Below are 14,349 nucleotides of genomic sequence, written 5' to 3'. Positions count from 1 at the left end.
CGATGGCTCTTCGGCGAGGCCACCGCCGTCACGCAAGAAGTTGAGCGCCGCGGGTGCGGGCCCGCTGGGTTGGCGGGCGCCGGGGTTCGGCCGCATCTTGTAGTCGAGGCCGCTGGGCTTGCGGTTGCGCTGGGTCATCTCAGAGCTTCCCCCCGAAGCCGCAGTCGGTGAGCAAGTCAGCGCAGAGCTGCTGGATCGCACGGTCCCCCTGGGTACCCTTGCCGTAGGGCACGTCCCACACGGGCCTGAAGTACTCGGCCGCCTTGGCGATCGCCGCCGAGGCGGGGATGGGCGCACCGCGAACGACCGCGTTGGGGATCTGCTCGGCGGCCTCACGGAGGCCTTCGACCACGCGCTTGCCGGCGAGGTCGCAGCGGTTGAGCACCAGCGTGATCGCCCCCTGGGTCCGGCGCAGGCTCGGATAGATATTGCCGAGGTTCTCCATCGCCAGGCGACCGTCGAGGGGCACCAGCCAAAGGTCTGCGGTCACCGAATCGACGATCTCGATCGCGGGCGGGCAATCCGCGATCACGAGGTCGTAGTTGGCGATCCGCGCCGGCAGCTCCATCGGCTGTAGACGACGTGCAGGTAATCGCTGTGGCGGTAGGAGAGCCCATCCTGCACCTCACAGTCCCCGCCGGCGAGCCACAAACACAGGTCGCCTTGCCGGTCGAGCCGACGGCGAGCGTGCGAATGTGGTGCTTGGCCGCGTACAGCGCGACGTGCACGGAGAAGGTCGTCTTACCGATGCCACCCTTGTTGTTGTAGACCGCGATCGTTTTCATGGATCGGATCCTGGCTGTCGCCACAATGAATGGCCACGTCCATGTGCACGCTGGTAGCCCCAATTGGGGTGAGGCGTGTAGACATATTTCCTCCGACGTCCCATACCGTCCCAAGTCGTCGGCGCTGAAATGTGCATCGTGGAGATCACCTCCGCAGTGGGCTCGAGGGCTGCGTCGAAGCGCCCGGCGTCGACTTCGTGGGCGAGCACGAGGGGGGCGCAGCGGCCAGCCGGGGCGCGCGGCGGCGCGCCGAGCCCCGGCGGCTGCGCGGTGGGGTCCGGCGGCTGCCAGCAGGGTGCCGCGTTGCACGAATTGTATTTCGAGGCACGCCACCTGTGGGGCCGCACGTCGCAGCCAATTCTCCGCGCCGTGTGGTGTGTCGGCTCCCGGCTCCGCGGCGACGCGGCGACCCGCAGCATCGACGCCGGTTTTGCCGTCACGGTAACCGGCGAGCGGCGCCAAGATCGCGGCGCGGGCCGCCGCCAACCAGCAGCCAGATGCCATCTTCCACCTGCCTGGTGGCCCGCAGGCGGCAGGTGAAGGGCCCATCGAGCGGGCCACGGCGCGGGCGTCAGGTGTCGCCGCAATGAGGGCTACGCGGAGCGCCCACGCGTGGCCAGGAGCGGGTGCAGCTTGTAGCCCTCGAACGGGCTAAGCCGTGGTCGCAGGCGAGGGCGCCCACCGATGCCCTGACGAGGGCGACACCACGGGGGACGACGCGGGCACCGGCAACAGCACTTGTTCACCCGCCGCACTTGTTCACGCTCGCGTGATCAGCGGAGATCCTCCGAGCCAGTAGACCTGCTTGTGGTGCAGGGACTCGTAGTGGCGCAGCGCGGCCTCGGCCTTGCGCCGGCCTGGTGAAGTCGGCGACCTCGGCACGGATGCCGTTGTCGTCCTGACGCCAGAGCGTCCAGCGCGGCAGGGCGACGGTGTCGACGACGAAGTCGCTGGCGAAACCTTCGAGGTCCGCGAGGTCGATGGCGAGGGTCTCGAACAGGTCGCGCACGGCATCGAGGGCGTCGGCCGTCCGGTCGACGTAGACCCACGAGCCCCTGGCCGCGGCTTCAAGCGGACGCTCGAGCACGAACACACGGCCGCTGCCTGGCGAGGCGATCTGCAGATACTCGCACCAGCCGATGCCGTCGAGGACGTACCGCTCGGTCTCGCGGCCAAGCCGGGATGCGATGTCCGTCGGGGTCGCAACGCAGGCCGCCGAGGTCGCGCGTGGGGACCCGGTCACCGCCTTGCAGGCCGTCCAGGTACGCGGCGACGTCGACACGCCGGAGGATGTACGGCCGGGACTCGGCACCCCGCGGCTCCCGCGTCGTGGCGTTCCACAGGTTCATCAAGATCGCCGTGGCCCAGGCGTGGCCGTTCACGGGGCTCGCCTGCTCGGTCCACAGCGCCCTGGCCCACGCTTGCAGCGACTCGTGGGTCTCGCTGCCGGCGAGGAAGGCCTGCAGGCGGCTGACGAGCGTCTCGGTCCGGCCAGGGTCGTCCAGTACCTGCGGCTCGCCAACGGCCATGTGCGACGGTAGCAGCCATCCCCGTCGGAGGGGCCACGAGCGTTCAGGTCCGCAGCGCGCCGAGCTCGCGGAGCAGGTCCTTGATGGCCTTCCCCGCGGCGAGCTGCTCGTCGACCCAGTCCGCATCCCTGGCGAGCAGCGGCGCGACTTCGCGGGCCACTTCCACGAACGGCGCCTCCCGGAGCGCCTGGCGCACGTATTGCCCGAGCTCGACCGAATAGCCAGGGAATCGCGAGGACGAGCCGTGCACACCGAGGTGCAGCCTGCGTGGTTGCGGCAGCAGTTCGCGCGTGACCCACGTTGCCAGCGTCTGGCGGCTGACGCCGATCGCCGCCGCGAGCGCGCTTGTTCTGACCTCGGGGCGGGCCACGGCCGGCACTCTACCCGGTCGGCCACGAGCCCGCGCGACACTGCCTGCACTGCGCTTTACAGTCTACTTGACATGCGCTTTACAGTCCGCCAAGAATCAGCCAAGGCCGATAGGCGGCCCAATGAAAGGCAGGCGACGGTGGCTACACATCGGGCAAAGATCACCACGACGGCCGGGGACTTCGTGTTCGGCGTGCGGGACGCCCTCGGGGTTTGCCCGCTCGCTCCCGTGGCCCAGGAGGAGGACTTCCTGATCGAGTTCATCGACCGGCGCGGTGTCCTGCGCCGCTACGTATTCCGCACCTTCTCCGAGTTCTTCCATGTGATCCGGGATGCGGCTGTCCAGGTCGACAGGAGGGACACGGGCCATGAGTGACACCCACCCGGACATCGAGGTTCTGGAGATCGAGCTCCCGCCGCCCCCCACCGGCGCGCCGCCACATTTCCGTGAACTGCTCGCGCTCACCCTCAAGACCACGGACGCCACGACCCTGGACGCCGCGGAGCTGGACTACCGCGGCGTGTTCGCCAGCGCCGACGCGTTCATCCGCAACCAGGTCGGCGAGCACCTGCCCTCGCACCTGCAGTGGCTTCTGCCCTGCTGCGATCCGGAGAAGCTGCGGGTCGGCTACGAGCGAGACGTCGTCCAGCTATGGACGATCGGCCTGAACGACGGGCTGGTGATGGTCTTTGAGTCGCAACGCGAGCCCGGCCGTCGCCGGCGACGAGGCTGAGCCGCCTGACCTCGCCCGGCCACCCGCCGCCAGCGAGCCGACTGGACAAGCCTTGCAACGGACCCTAGAGTCGCTCCGCGCGATCGCGCGCGTCGCTCCGAAAGGGCCTCCGATGTCCAGCGCAGGCGAGAGCACCCACCTCAAGGTCGTGACCGTCGGCGACTTTGATCCGCAGTCCGACAACGCGATCGAGTACGACTTCATCGGCCGCGTGATCGGCGGGCGCTACACGATCCGCGAGATGATCGGCGCCGGCGGCATGGCGGACGTGTTCCGGGCCACCGACGAGGAGCTCGGCGTCGACGTGGCGATCAAGCTGCTCAAGCCCAGGATGGCCTCGGACGAGCTTCGCGCCCGCATGGTCCAGGAGGCCCGCGCCGCCGCCCAGGTCCGCCACGACAACCTCGTGCGGGTGTTCGGCACCGGCAAGCTCGACAGCACCGCGTACATCGTGATGGAGATGCTCGACGGCCCGAACCTCGAGCAGTACCTCCGCGAATATCGCGACCAGCGGATCCCCTGGCGCGAGGCGCTGGATCTGCTGTTGCCCGCGCTCGAGGCGCTGCACGCGGTCCACGATCGGGGCTACGTGCACCGTGATATCAAGACGGGCAATATTCTCATCACCCGCAAATCGGGCCAGCCACCGACCGCCGTCGTGATCGACCTGGGCCTCGTGAAAGCCGATCGCGCCCTCCGCAACGCCGCGAGCCCGCCCACCACCGAGGTCGGCCGCCTGCTCTGCACGCCCGGCTATACCTCGCCCGAGCAGGCCGCCGGCAACCCTGTCGATCGCCGCTCGGACGTCTACTCGATGGGCGTCACGCTCTATCGTGTCCTCGCCGGGCGCCTCCCGTTTCACGAGGCGCGCGGCCAACCCATGCTGTTCGTGCTGACCAAGCACATATACAGCGAGCCGACGCTGCTCTCCGAGGCTGGCGCCGGCGCCGGCATTCCGCCGGCAGTCGCGGAGGTCATCGAATCCGCGTTGCGCAAGAACCCGAACGATCGGCCTCAGTCCATGCTGGAATTCGCCGAGTCGCTGCGCGCCGCGGCTGCGAGCGTTGGCGGGGCGCCGGTCACGACGGACCGGCGGGTCCGCGCACCTCGCCGTCGATCTCAGGCTCTGCGCCGTCGCCAGCTCCACGGGCTTCTCCTCGCGTTCGGCCTCGGAGCGGTGCTCACCACCGTCGCCACCCCGCGAGCCGTATGCCCCGGGGCTCCGGCGGCTGTGCATCATCCTGTCGGTATGAGTTCGAGTGCCGACGCCACGAGTGATGCCCCGGACCCCAGCGGCGGCATGGCCCCGACAGCTCGCTGGAGCGTCCCGCTCGCCCTCGATGTTGAGCCGCTGGCCGATCACAGCGACGCGTCCGTATGGGTGTCCGCGACGGATCTGCGAACGGACGACCGGCAGGCCAACGTGGAGCAGGAAGTAGCTCGCCCGCGCCCCGCCTCGCCGGCCGCCCGCCGCCCGACCCCCGAAGTCGCAGGGCCTCGGGCGATCGCCCGCCGCCAGGCCGACGTCCAGCGATGTGCCGACGTGGACACTGGCGGCAGCGACCGACTGGCGATCGCCGTGAACATCGACACGACCGGACGTGTCTCCGCCCACGTCGTCGGCGCGCCAGACAGCACCCTCAGCCGCTGTCTCGACAAGGCCCTCAAGCACACGCCCTGGTCCCGCCGAGCGAGCCTGTGTCCTTCGTTCACGTCTTCAAGCTGCGGTCGACGCCCAGCCGCCCATGACACCGATGCTGCATCTTCTCGTCCTGCACCTTGTCCTCGCGCCTGCACCGAGCAACCTGTCCCCGGAAGCCGCCGAGCTCAACGCGAAGGCCATGCAATTCTACGATGCGGGCCAGCTCGCTCCCGCGGTCGATGAGTTCTTCGCGGCGTATCAATCGATGCCCAATGCGCGCCGCGATCGGGCCGGCCGCGAACAGCTGCTTGGCTCGATGCGCTCGACCCTCCTCGCGCTCCACGCCGAGACCGGCGACGCCGCGCCGCTGTGTCGCCTGCAGGCCATCCTGAAGGACCACGCGGAAGCGCTGACGGTCGCGTGGCCCGAGGACCCAAACATGCTCGAGGCACGCAACGCTCGTGCACGCCACGAGGAGGTGACCAAGCAGCTCGCCGCCTTCGGCCCCGCAGCTTGCGCGGCGCACGTGGCGGTCTCAGTCCCGGTGCCCGCACCGGTGCCAGTCCCCGTGGTCGTGCCAGCCGCCGAGCCGCCCAGGCCGGTGCCCGCTCCTGCTGCCGTTACGCCGCCACCAGCACCCGTGAGTAACACGCTCGCACGCAAGCAGCTCATCGCGGGCAGCGTGGTGCTGCCGCTCGGCCTTGTAGCCCTGGGCGCGCTCGGTGGGGTCGCGTCCAATTTCCGGAGGGACATCGCCGCCGCCGATGCGCTGCATGCTGACCTGGCGCGGCGAGCCTGTACCTCGGGCGACCGCATCCGTATGAGCGAGCTACTCGCGGATGTTCGACGTGAGCGAGGGGCCATGATCGCGCTCGGGTTGACCGGCGCGGCGCTGATGTCGGCCGGGACGGCCTTGCTGGTCCGCGGCGCGAAGCAACGCCGACGGACCCAACTCGGATTCGATCTGCGGCACAATCGAGTCGGCCTCACGATCGCGGGGGCCTTTTGATCATGCTCATGCGGCCGTACTGCATCCTCGTGCTGCTCGCGCTGACCCCAGCGTGTGGTGTGCAGCGGGTGGCGGGCTACGTCGAGGAGCTTGAAAACTGCTCGATGAGCTCGAGCGGGACGAGCGAGACGGGAACCACGGGGAGCTCCAGTTCGGGCGACGACACCACCTCGTCCGACGGCAGTGGCGAGACCACGGAGGCGAGCTCGGAGACGACGGGCACGAGCTCTGGGACCGACGGCACCGATTCAACCGGGGACACCGAAACCACGGAGAGCAGCACGGGCGAGCCGATGGCGGAATGCGGCAACGGGGTACTGGAAGCATTCGGCCCCGAGCCGGAGGAGTGCGACGACCACAACCTGGACCCAGACGACGGCTGCAGCGAGACCTGTGCGCTCGACCGGCGAGTGTTCGTGTCGAGCGTGTTGTACGACGGCGAGGCGATCGGTGGGCTGAAGTCAGCGGACGCCAGGTGCGCGAACCTTGCCGACGATCAGGGCTGGCCAGACGGCTTGAAGTACCGGGCATGGCTCAGCGACAGCACGACCGACGCACGCGACCGGTTCAAGCGGGGGCGCGGCCGGCTCGTGATGGCCAACGGCCTGGTGTTCGCGGCGTCGTGGTCGGCGTTGCTGGCCGGGCAGCTCGAGAACCCGCTTCAGGTGACGGAGAAAAGTGAGACCTATGACGGGGGGGTGTGGACCGGAACCCGCCCCGATGGCACCGCCGTGCCAGGATCGAAGCACTGCGACGATTGGACCAGCGCCTCGGTCCTGTCGGAAGGCACCTATGGCGACGCTAGCTACACGACGGGCGCGTGGACTGACGAGAACATGCCGGGCGGATGCGCGGCGGACTTCGCCCTCTACTGCATGCAGAGCCTGTAGACCCGAGCCCTCGGAGACCACCATGTCCACCCTTGTGCCGCGCCAACTCCCGTTCACCCGCCTGGTCTTGGTGTGCGGATTGCTGAGTTGCACGGACCCGGAGCAACCCGTTGGGTACGAGGATGGCACTACCGGGACATCGACGACGCCTGAGGTCCTGACCACGGCGCCGGACACCCCGACCACAACGCAGGACGATTCGACGACCTCGCTGGGTGACGACGGGCCGATGACGACGACGAGTACGTCCGACGAGCCGGAGACGGACAGCGAAGCGATGGACACGACGGCTGTGAGTCCCGAATGCGGCAATGGTCTTCTGAATGAGGGGGAGGAGTGCGACGATGGGCTCGATGGCAATGCAGACACTCGATTCTGCAAGGCCGACTGTACTCTCAATGTCTGTGGGGACGGAAAACTGTTCGTGGGCTGGGAGTTGTGCGATGAAGGGGCAGGGAACAGCGACGAGTACGGGAGTCTCTGTGGGGAGGACTGTGCTCCCGGAGCCCGCTGCGGGGATCACAAGCTTCAACCGGACTTCGAGACCTGTGACCTCGGGCTCGAGAACGGCGGTCGGAAGGGCGACGACCAGGGATCTTGTGCGACACGAGCTGTAAGGCGCAGCAGCTTCGAGGCTTCGTGACGAAGGCGAGCTTCACCGGGGCGATGGGTGGGCTCTTCGGCGCCGATCTGAAGTGTCAGGCCGCGGCGAAGTTGGCCGGACTTGCCGAGCCGGAGCGCTTCCACGCGTACCTGAGCACCGCTGACGTCGACGCCAAAGATCGCTTCCAGAACGTCGTGGCCTCATTCCCGTATGTGCTCGTCACGGGCACGAAGTTTGCGAACAATTTCGCAGCGCTGATCGAGGCTGGGCCGCTCGGAGAAGGGATCATGGTCACTGAGAACGGAAGTACGCTCTACAAGGAATACGTGGCGACCAACACGGCACCGGGCGGTCTCCGCTTCAGCCCCGATCAACACTGTCAGGGCTGGACCAGCGCAGGGCCCGCGTTCACGGGCCGCACCGGCTTCAGCGCCGTGCCGATCGGCTCTCCTGATGCGATGGCCTGGAAGACAGGGCAGTGGTGGACCGGTGTTTTCCATTGGCAATGCGACAAGCCCGTCTTTCACCTCTACTGCCTCGGAAATCTGAGTACGATCGGGTCGCCTGTTGAATCGTGGCTGAAGGTATCTGTTCATGATTGCGCGGAGATACTGCATCATCGCGCTGCTCGCGTTGCTCTCCGCCTGCGGCGCACAGCGGGTGGGAGGTTATGTCGAGAAGCAGGATACGAGCGGGACGACAGCCGCCGAGATCTCCAGTGCAACCGACGACGCCACTTCGCCTGAAAGTAGCGGCGACACACCAGTGGCGAGCTCGGCGACGATGGGTACGGGCTCGGGAAACGACGGCACCACCGATTCAACCGGAGACACCGAAGCCACCGAGAGTAGCACGGGCGAGCCGATGGCGGAGTGTGGCAACGGGGTACTGGAGGCGTTCGGCCCCGAGCCGGAGGAGTGCGACGACAACAACCTGGACCCGGACGACGGCTGCAGCGAGACCTGTGCGCTCGACCGGCGGGTGTTCGTAACGAGCGCGCTGTACAACGGGGTTGCGGTAGGGAGCCTGAAGTCGGCGGACGCCCTGTGTGCGAACCTTGCCGATGATCGGGGCTGGCCGGACGGTTTGAAGTACCGGGCATGGCTGAGCGACAGCACGACCGACGCACGCGACCGATTCACGCGGGGGCGCGGTCAGCTGGTGATGGCGAACGGCCTGGTACTGGCCACTTCGTGGTCGGCGCTGCTGGCGGGACAACTGGAGAACCCGCTTGAGGTGACAGAAATGAGCGAGACCTATCAAGGAGGAGTGTGGACCGGGACCCGCCCAGATGGCACCGCAGTGCCAGACTCGGAGCACTGCGACGACTGGTCCACCAGTTCGATCCTGAAGACCGGTTACTATGGCTACAGCGATCGCAAAACGGCCGAGTGGACCATGGCGGCCGGATTTGACCAACCCAGCGACTGTGCTTCACCCTACGCCCTATACTGCTTTCAGAGCCTGTAACTGACGCCGGCGCTCGAGCAGGATCCAGAGCATATGGACCGCGGTCGGGGTGTCGCCGTAGCGGGGGGCCAAAGTGCGCGAGGCCGAGAGAGCGCATGTTGCGCCTCACGGTCCTACCGGACCGGTGAGCCGTTCTCCTCTCCCCGCGGGACTGGCCCTTGAGAGAGGTAGCATCCCCCTCTCGCCAGGAGTCCCTTGGAACCCACCGTCCTCATCACCGGCAGCGCCGGTCTCGTTGGCAGCGCCCTCACCACGACCTTGCGAGCCCACGGCCATCGCGTCCTCTCCCTCGACCTGCGCGATCCCGACCCGCACTCCCGCGTCGACGTACGCGACGCCCAGGCGGTCCACGCTGCCGTGCTCGCCTGCACCGGCATCGTCCACCTCGCCGCCGTCTCCCGGGTCATCTGGGGCGAGCGTGACCCGGGGGCTTGCCGGGCCACCAACATCGACGGCACGCGCAATCTCCTCGATGCCGCCCTCGCTGCCCCGCACCGCCCCTGGCTGATCTTTGCCAGCAGCCGCGAGGTATACGGCCAGCCCCGGCAGCTCCCCGCCACCGAGGATACTCCCCTCGACCCGATCAACGTCTACGGCCACACCAAGGTCGCCGGCGAGCGCATGCTCCTCGCCGCCCGCGACCAGGGTCTGCGCGGCGCCATCGTCCGCCTCTCCAACGTCTACGGCAGCCGCGCCGACCACCACGATCGCGTCGTTCCGGCCTTCGTCCGCGCCGCCGTCAGCGGCCAGCCGCTCCGGGTCGACGGCGCCGATCACACCTTCGATTTCACCCACGTCGACGACACCGCCCGCGGCATCGCCATGCTCGCCAACCACCTCGAGAACGGCCAGCCACCACCCCCGCCGATCCAATTCCTGACCGGCACCCCAACCACCCTCGGCCAGCTCGCCGCCCTCACTGTAGAACTCGCGGGCACCCAGGCCCCCATCACCCACGCGCCACCTCGCAGCTACGACGTCGCCCAGTTCCACGGCTCTCCTGAACGCGCCCGGCAATTCCTCGACTGGTCACCACGCATCTCCCTGCGCGACGGCCTCACCCGCTTCATCGCAGCGGTCCGCACCGAGATCGGTGGTGCAACATGAAGATCGTCCAGGTCATCCACGGCTACCCGATGCGCTACAACGCCGGCTCGGAGGTCTACACCCAGACCCTGTGCCACGGCCTCGCTGAGCGCCACGAGGTCCACGTCTTCACACGCGAGGAAGATCCCTTTGCCCCGGACGACACCACCCGCGACGAGCGCGACCCCGACGACGCCCGCGTCCACCTGCGCCTCGTCAACGCCGCCCGCAGCCGCGATCGCTACCGCAACCCCGGCGTCGACCAGGCCTTCGCCGCGTTGCTCGATCAGGTCCAGCCCGACATCGTGCACATCGGCCACCTCAATCACCTCTCGACCTCGCTGGTCCTCGAGGCCGCCCGCCGGGAGATCCCGATCGTCTACACCCTGCACGACTACTGGGTCATGTGCCCCCGCGGCCAGTTCATGCAGATGCACCCCGAGGACCCGAACAACCTGTGGCCCGCCTGCGACGGCCAGGACGACCGCAAGTGCGCCGAGCGCTGCTACGCCCGCTACTTCTCCGGCGCCGACGACGAGCACGAGCGAGACCTCGCCCACTGGACCGACTGGGTCGCCCGCCGCATGCAGCACATGCGCGCCATGGTCGAGCACATCGACCTCTTCATCGCCCCAGCCCGCTACCTCGAGCGTCGCTACCGCGACGAGTTTGGCCTCCCCGCCCGCAAGCTCGTCTACCTCGACTACGGCTTCGACCGCACCCGCCTGGTCGGTCGCCGTCGCCGACCCGAGGAGCCCTTCACCTTCGGCTACATCGGCACCCACATCCCCGCCAAGGGCATTCACCAGCTCATCGACGCATTCGGCCGCCTGCAGGGCGACGCCTGCCTGCGTATCTGGGGTCGCCCGCGCGGCCAGGAGACCGCCGCCCTGCGGGCCCTCGCCGACCGCCTCCCCAACAATGCCGGCGCCCGCATCGAATGGTTGCCCGAGTACCGCAACCAGGAGATCGTCACCGACGTGTTCGATCACGTCGACGCGATCGTCGTCCCTTCGATCTGGGTCGAGAACTCCCCCCTCGTCATCCACGAGGCCCAGCAGGCCCGCGTTCCCGTGATCACCGCCGATTCCGGCGGCATGGCTGAATACGTCCATCACGAGATCAACGGCCTCCTCTACCCGCACCGAGATCCCGCCGGCCTCGCCGCGCAGATGCAGCGCCTCGTCGATGACCCCGCCCTCGCCGCTCGCCTCGGCGCCCGCGGCTACATCGACGACCCCGCCGGCGACATCCCCGACGTCCAGACCCACGTCACCGCCATCGAGGCCCTGTATCAGCACGTCCTCGCCCGCCGCGATTCCGCGCGTGTTCCGGCCCGCTCCGGCCCCTGGCGCGTCACCTTCGACACCAACCCCGACACCTGCAACCTGCGCTGCATCATGTGCGAGGAGCACTCCGAGCACAGCCTGCTGCAGATCCGCCGCAAGGAGGCCGGCAAGCCGCCACGCCTCATGCCGATCGAACTGCTGCGCCGGATCTTCGCCGAGGCCGCCGCCAATGGCATGCGCGAGATGATCCCCTCCACCATGGGCGAGCCCCTGCTCTACAAGCATTTCGAGGATATCCTCGAACTCTGCCGCAGCCACGGCGTCAAGCTCAACCTGACCACCAACGGCACCTTCCCTCGCCTCGGCGCGCATGCCTGGGCCGAGCGCATCGTCCCCGTCACCTCCGACGTCAAGATCTCCTGGAACGGCGCCACCGCCCGCACCCACGAGCAGATCATGCCCGGCACCCGCTGGGAGAAAGTCCTCGCCAACGCCCGCGAATTCATCGCCGTCCGCGACGCGCACGCGGCTGCCGGCGGCAACCGCTGCCGCGTCACCTTCCAGCTCACCTTCCTCGAGAGCAACGTCGGGGAGCTCGCGGAGATCGTCCGGCTCGCCGCACGGCTCGGCGTCGACCGCGTCAAGGGACACCACCTCTGGGCCCACTTCGACGAGATCAAGGACCTCTCGATGCGCCGCAGCCCCGAGGCCATCGCCCGCTGGAACCAGGCCGTCGCCGCCGCGCGGGCCGTCGCCGCGGGTACCCGCATTCAGCTCGACAACATCTTCCCACTCGACCCCGACGCCCGCGAGGACATCGCCCCCGGCGGCCCCTGCCCCTTCCTCGGGCAGGAGGCCTGGGTCAGCGCCACGGGCCGCTTCGACCCCTGCTGCGCCCCCGACGCCCAGCGCCGCACCCTCGGCGAATTTGGCGACCTCCACGACAAGTCCCTCATGCAGATCTGGCGCGGCGAATCCTACGACCGCCTGCGCACCAGCTACCGCAACCATTCCCTCTGCCTCGGTTGCAACATGCGCAAGCCCGTGGAGGCCCCATGACCCGCTGGTCCGAGACCCCGATCGCCGCGGACAACACCCATCATCTCCTCGCCGGCCGTCCGCTCTACGCGGACCGCTTCGATGAGGTGCTCAAGTTCCACGCCCCCGGCCTAGCCCCCGTGCGCCGCGCCGACGAAGCCTGGCACATCCACGAGGACGGCACCCCGGCCTATACCCGCCGGTTCATCCGCACCTTCGGCTACTACGAGGGCCGCGCCGCCGTCACCGCAAGCGACGGATGGCATCACATCACCGTCGACGGCGACGACCTCTACCCCGAGCGATACGCCTGGTGCGGCAATTTTCAAAACGGCCGCTGTCCGGTCCGCGATACCACCGGCGAATATCACCACCTCACCGCCGAGGGCCAGCCCGCCTATCACGAGCGCTGGCGCTACGCCGGCGACTACCGCGACGGCTCGGCCGTCGTGCAGCGCGCCGACGGTCACTCGACCCACATCGACCCTCACGGCCAGCCGCTCCACGACCGCTGGTTCATCGACCTCGACGTCTTCCACAAGGGCTTCGCCCGCGCCCGCGACGACGCCGGATGGATGCACGTCGACCGCCACGGCCAGCCCGCCTACGCCCGCCGCTTCGCCGCCGTCGAGCCCTTCTACAACGGCCAGGCGCGGGTCGAACGCCACGACGGCGGCCTCGAGATCATCGACGAAGCCGCCCACAGCCTCGTCGAGCTGCGCCCTGCCCTCCGCAGCGAGTTTCACGCCCTCTCCGCCGACATCGTCGGCGCATGGCGCACGGACACGCTCGCCGTCACCGTCGATCTCCACCTCATTCCTGCCCTCCCCGCGACACCCCTCGCCGTCGCCACCCGCTGCGGGATCACCCTCGACGGCGCGACCCGGCTGCTCCGCGCCCTCGCCGAGCTCGGCGTCGTCACCCGCGCGCGGGACGATCTGTGGCACCCCACCGAACGCGGCGCTCACCTGCGCGAGGACCACCCCCAGACGCTCGCCGACGCGGCCCGCGAGGCCGCTGGCCCACAGCGAGCCCGCTGGTCCGAGCTGGCCCACGCACTGCGCGATGGCGAGTGGCACCCGTCCGATGTGTTCCAGGAGGTCGCAACTTCACCCGCGCGCGCCACCTCACACAACCGCATGCTCCGTAGCTACGCGCGCCACGACTACACCTCGATCGCCGGCCACCTCCCACTCCCGCATGAGGGTGTCATCGTCGACGCGGGCGGCGGCCTCGGCGTTCTCGCCGAGCTGGTCGCAGCCCAACGCCCAGAGACCTCCGTCGTCCTCCTCGAGCGCCCCGAGGTCGTCGAGCAACTCCCCGTCCAGCGCCGCTTCGCGGCCATCAGCGCCGACCTCTTCGCCCCCTGGCCCATCGCCGCCGACGTCATCGTGCTCACCCGCGTACTCCACGACTGGGACAACGACCAGGCCCTCACCCTCCTGCACCGAGCCCGCGAGGCCCTGAACCCCGGTGGCCAGCTCGTGATCGTCGAGCTCCTCCTCGACCCCGAAATCCCCGGCGGCGGCCTCTGCGACCTCCACCTCCGCGTCGTCACCGGCGGCCGCGAACGGACGCTCGCCGACTTCGACGCCCTCCTGCGGCGCGCCGGCCTACGCCTCACCCGGCACGAGCGCGCAAGCTCGCTGCTCCACATCCTCACGGCCACCCACGCATGAAGCCCTGGCCCTCCGAACTCCCGCGGCTCCCCGCGGCCACGCCGATCGACCGCCCCGTCGCCCTGCTGCTGCGCCACGCCGAACGTCCGCCGCTCGCCCCCGGCGAACACGGCACAGACCTCGCACTCACGGCCCACGGCCGCCGCTGCGCCGAGCTCCTCGGCGCGACCCTCGGTCCACGGATCCTGAGCATCTCGACCAGCCCAGTACGCCGCTGCCGCGAAA

At 68.9% G+C, this 14,349-nt stretch carries 13 protein-coding genes and 2 pseudogenes; 11 read left to right on the top strand and 4 right to left on the bottom strand.

The window, feature by feature from the left end:
* Positions 1-139 precede the first annotated feature (139 nt).
* The 4 genes and pseudogenes from IPJ59_RS32030 to IPJ59_RS32020 all read right to left on the bottom strand — a co-directional run bounded on the left by IPJ59_RS32030 (position 140) and on the right by IPJ59_RS32020 (position 2,684).
* Entirely contained in the window at positions 140-568 is a 429-nt protein-coding gene (locus IPJ59_RS32030) for a P-loop NTPase family protein (protein WP_293274982.1), read from the bottom strand.
* 121 nt (positions 569-689) lie between these two features.
* Positions 690-785 (bottom strand): annotated as a pseudogene (locus tag IPJ59_RS38365) (ParA family protein); the annotation flags it as partial.
* 742 nt (positions 786-1,527) lie between these two features.
* Positions 1,528-2,067, bottom strand: coding sequence for a hypothetical protein (locus IPJ59_RS32025; RefSeq protein ID WP_293274980.1), 540 nt, complete (start codon positions 2,065-2,067; stop codon positions 1,528-1,530).
* A 290-nt stretch (positions 2,068-2,357) separates the two neighbouring features.
* Positions 2,358-2,684 carry a hypothetical protein gene (locus tag IPJ59_RS32020; protein ID WP_293274978.1) on the bottom strand — a complete coding sequence of 109 codons (327 nt, stop codon included), beginning with the start codon at positions 2,682-2,684 and terminating at the stop codon, positions 2,358-2,360.
* A 72-nt stretch (positions 2,685-2,756) separates the two neighbouring features.
* Here IPJ59_RS32020 and IPJ59_RS32015 point away from each other — a divergent pair, with 72 nt between their 5' ends.
* The 11 genes and pseudogenes from IPJ59_RS32015 to IPJ59_RS38360 form a co-directional block, all read left to right on the top strand.
* The gene (locus tag IPJ59_RS32015) at positions 2,757-3,059 is read left to right on the top strand and encodes a hypothetical protein (protein ID WP_293274976.1); all 303 of its coding nucleotides are present in this window, start codon (positions 2,757-2,759) and stop codon (positions 3,057-3,059) included.
* Positions 3,052-3,417 (top strand): hypothetical protein, encoded by a 366-nt coding sequence (locus tag IPJ59_RS32010; RefSeq protein ID WP_293274975.1) that lies wholly within the window; start codon positions 3,052-3,054, stop codon positions 3,415-3,417. The genes IPJ59_RS32015 and IPJ59_RS32010 overlap by 8 nt, the downstream gene beginning before the upstream one ends.
* A 112-nt stretch (positions 3,418-3,529) precedes the next feature.
* Positions 3,530-5,302, top strand: a complete 1,773-nt coding sequence (locus IPJ59_RS32005; protein WP_293274973.1) for a serine/threonine-protein kinase — start codon at positions 3,530-3,532, stop codon at positions 5,300-5,302.
* A gap of 795 nt (positions 5,303-6,097) precedes the next feature.
* Positions 6,098-6,958 (top strand): DUF4215 domain-containing protein, encoded by an 861-nt coding sequence (locus IPJ59_RS32000; protein WP_293274971.1) that lies wholly within the window; start codon positions 6,098-6,100, stop codon positions 6,956-6,958.
* Between the two features lie 22 nt (positions 6,959-6,980).
* A complete protein-coding gene (locus tag IPJ59_RS31995; RefSeq protein WP_293274969.1) occupies positions 6,981-7,601 on the top strand; it encodes a hypothetical protein in 621 nt (206 codons plus the stop codon).
* Entirely contained in the window at positions 7,598-8,308 is a 711-nt protein-coding gene (locus tag IPJ59_RS31990; RefSeq protein WP_293274968.1) for a hypothetical protein, read from the top strand. The genes IPJ59_RS31995 and IPJ59_RS31990 overlap by 4 nt, the downstream gene beginning before the upstream one ends.
* A 37-nt stretch (positions 8,309-8,345) precedes the next feature.
* A complete protein-coding gene (locus IPJ59_RS31985) occupies positions 8,346-9,032 on the top strand; it encodes a DUF4215 domain-containing protein (RefSeq protein ID WP_293274967.1) in 687 nt (228 codons plus the stop codon).
* A gap of 195 nt (positions 9,033-9,227) precedes the next feature.
* On the top strand, positions 9,228-10,139 hold the full coding sequence (locus IPJ59_RS31980; protein ID WP_293274965.1) for an NAD-dependent epimerase/dehydratase family protein: 912 nt from the start codon (positions 9,228-9,230) through the stop codon (positions 10,137-10,139).
* Positions 10,136-12,466 carry a glycosyltransferase gene (locus IPJ59_RS31975; RefSeq protein WP_293274964.1) on the top strand — a complete coding sequence of 777 codons (2,331 nt, stop codon included), beginning with the start codon at positions 10,136-10,138 and terminating at the stop codon, positions 12,464-12,466. Before IPJ59_RS31980 ends, IPJ59_RS31975 begins: the two co-directional genes overlap by 4 nt.
* Entirely contained in the window at positions 12,463-14,124 is a 1,662-nt protein-coding gene (locus IPJ59_RS31970; RefSeq protein ID WP_293274962.1) for a methyltransferase, read from the top strand. The genes IPJ59_RS31975 and IPJ59_RS31970 overlap by 4 nt, the downstream gene beginning before the upstream one ends.
* Positions 14,121-14,339 (top strand): annotated as a pseudogene (locus IPJ59_RS38360) (histidine phosphatase family protein); the annotation flags it as partial. The gene IPJ59_RS31970 and the pseudogene IPJ59_RS38360, both read left to right, overlap by 4 nt.
* Positions 14,340-14,349: the final 10 nt, after the last annotated feature.

The organism is Nannocystis sp. (assembly GCF_016714285.1).
Taxonomy (GTDB): Bacteria; Myxococcota_A; Polyangia; order Nannocystales; family Nannocystaceae; genus Nannocystis.
This window is presented reverse-complemented; position numbering and strand designations above follow the sequence as displayed.

Excerpts from the sequence above, each read along its gene's own strand:
- IPJ59_RS32030 (WP_293274982.1), bottom strand. The coding sequence starts at position 568 with ATGGAGCTGCCGGCGCGGATCGCCAACTACGACCTCGTGATCGCGGAT.
- IPJ59_RS32015 (WP_293274976.1), top strand. The coding sequence starts at position 2,757 with ATGCGCTTTACAGTCCGCCAAGAATCAGCCAAGGCCGATAGGCGGCCC.
- IPJ59_RS32010 (WP_293274975.1), top strand. The coding sequence starts at position 3,052 with ATGAGTGACACCCACCCGGACATCGAGGTTCTGGAGATCGAGCTCCCG.
- IPJ59_RS32005 (WP_293274973.1), top strand. The coding sequence starts at position 3,530 with ATGTCCAGCGCAGGCGAGAGCACCCACCTCAAGGTCGTGACCGTCGGC.
- IPJ59_RS31995 (WP_293274969.1), top strand. The coding sequence starts at position 6,981 with ATGTCCACCCTTGTGCCGCGCCAACTCCCGTTCACCCGCCTGGTCTTG.
- IPJ59_RS31985 (WP_293274967.1), top strand. The coding sequence starts at position 8,346 with ATGGGTACGGGCTCGGGAAACGACGGCACCACCGATTCAACCGGAGAC.
- IPJ59_RS31975 (WP_293274964.1), top strand. The coding sequence starts at position 10,136 with ATGAAGATCGTCCAGGTCATCCACGGCTACCCGATGCGCTACAACGCC.
- IPJ59_RS31970 (WP_293274962.1), top strand. The coding sequence starts at position 12,463 with ATGACCCGCTGGTCCGAGACCCCGATCGCCGCGGACAACACCCATCAT.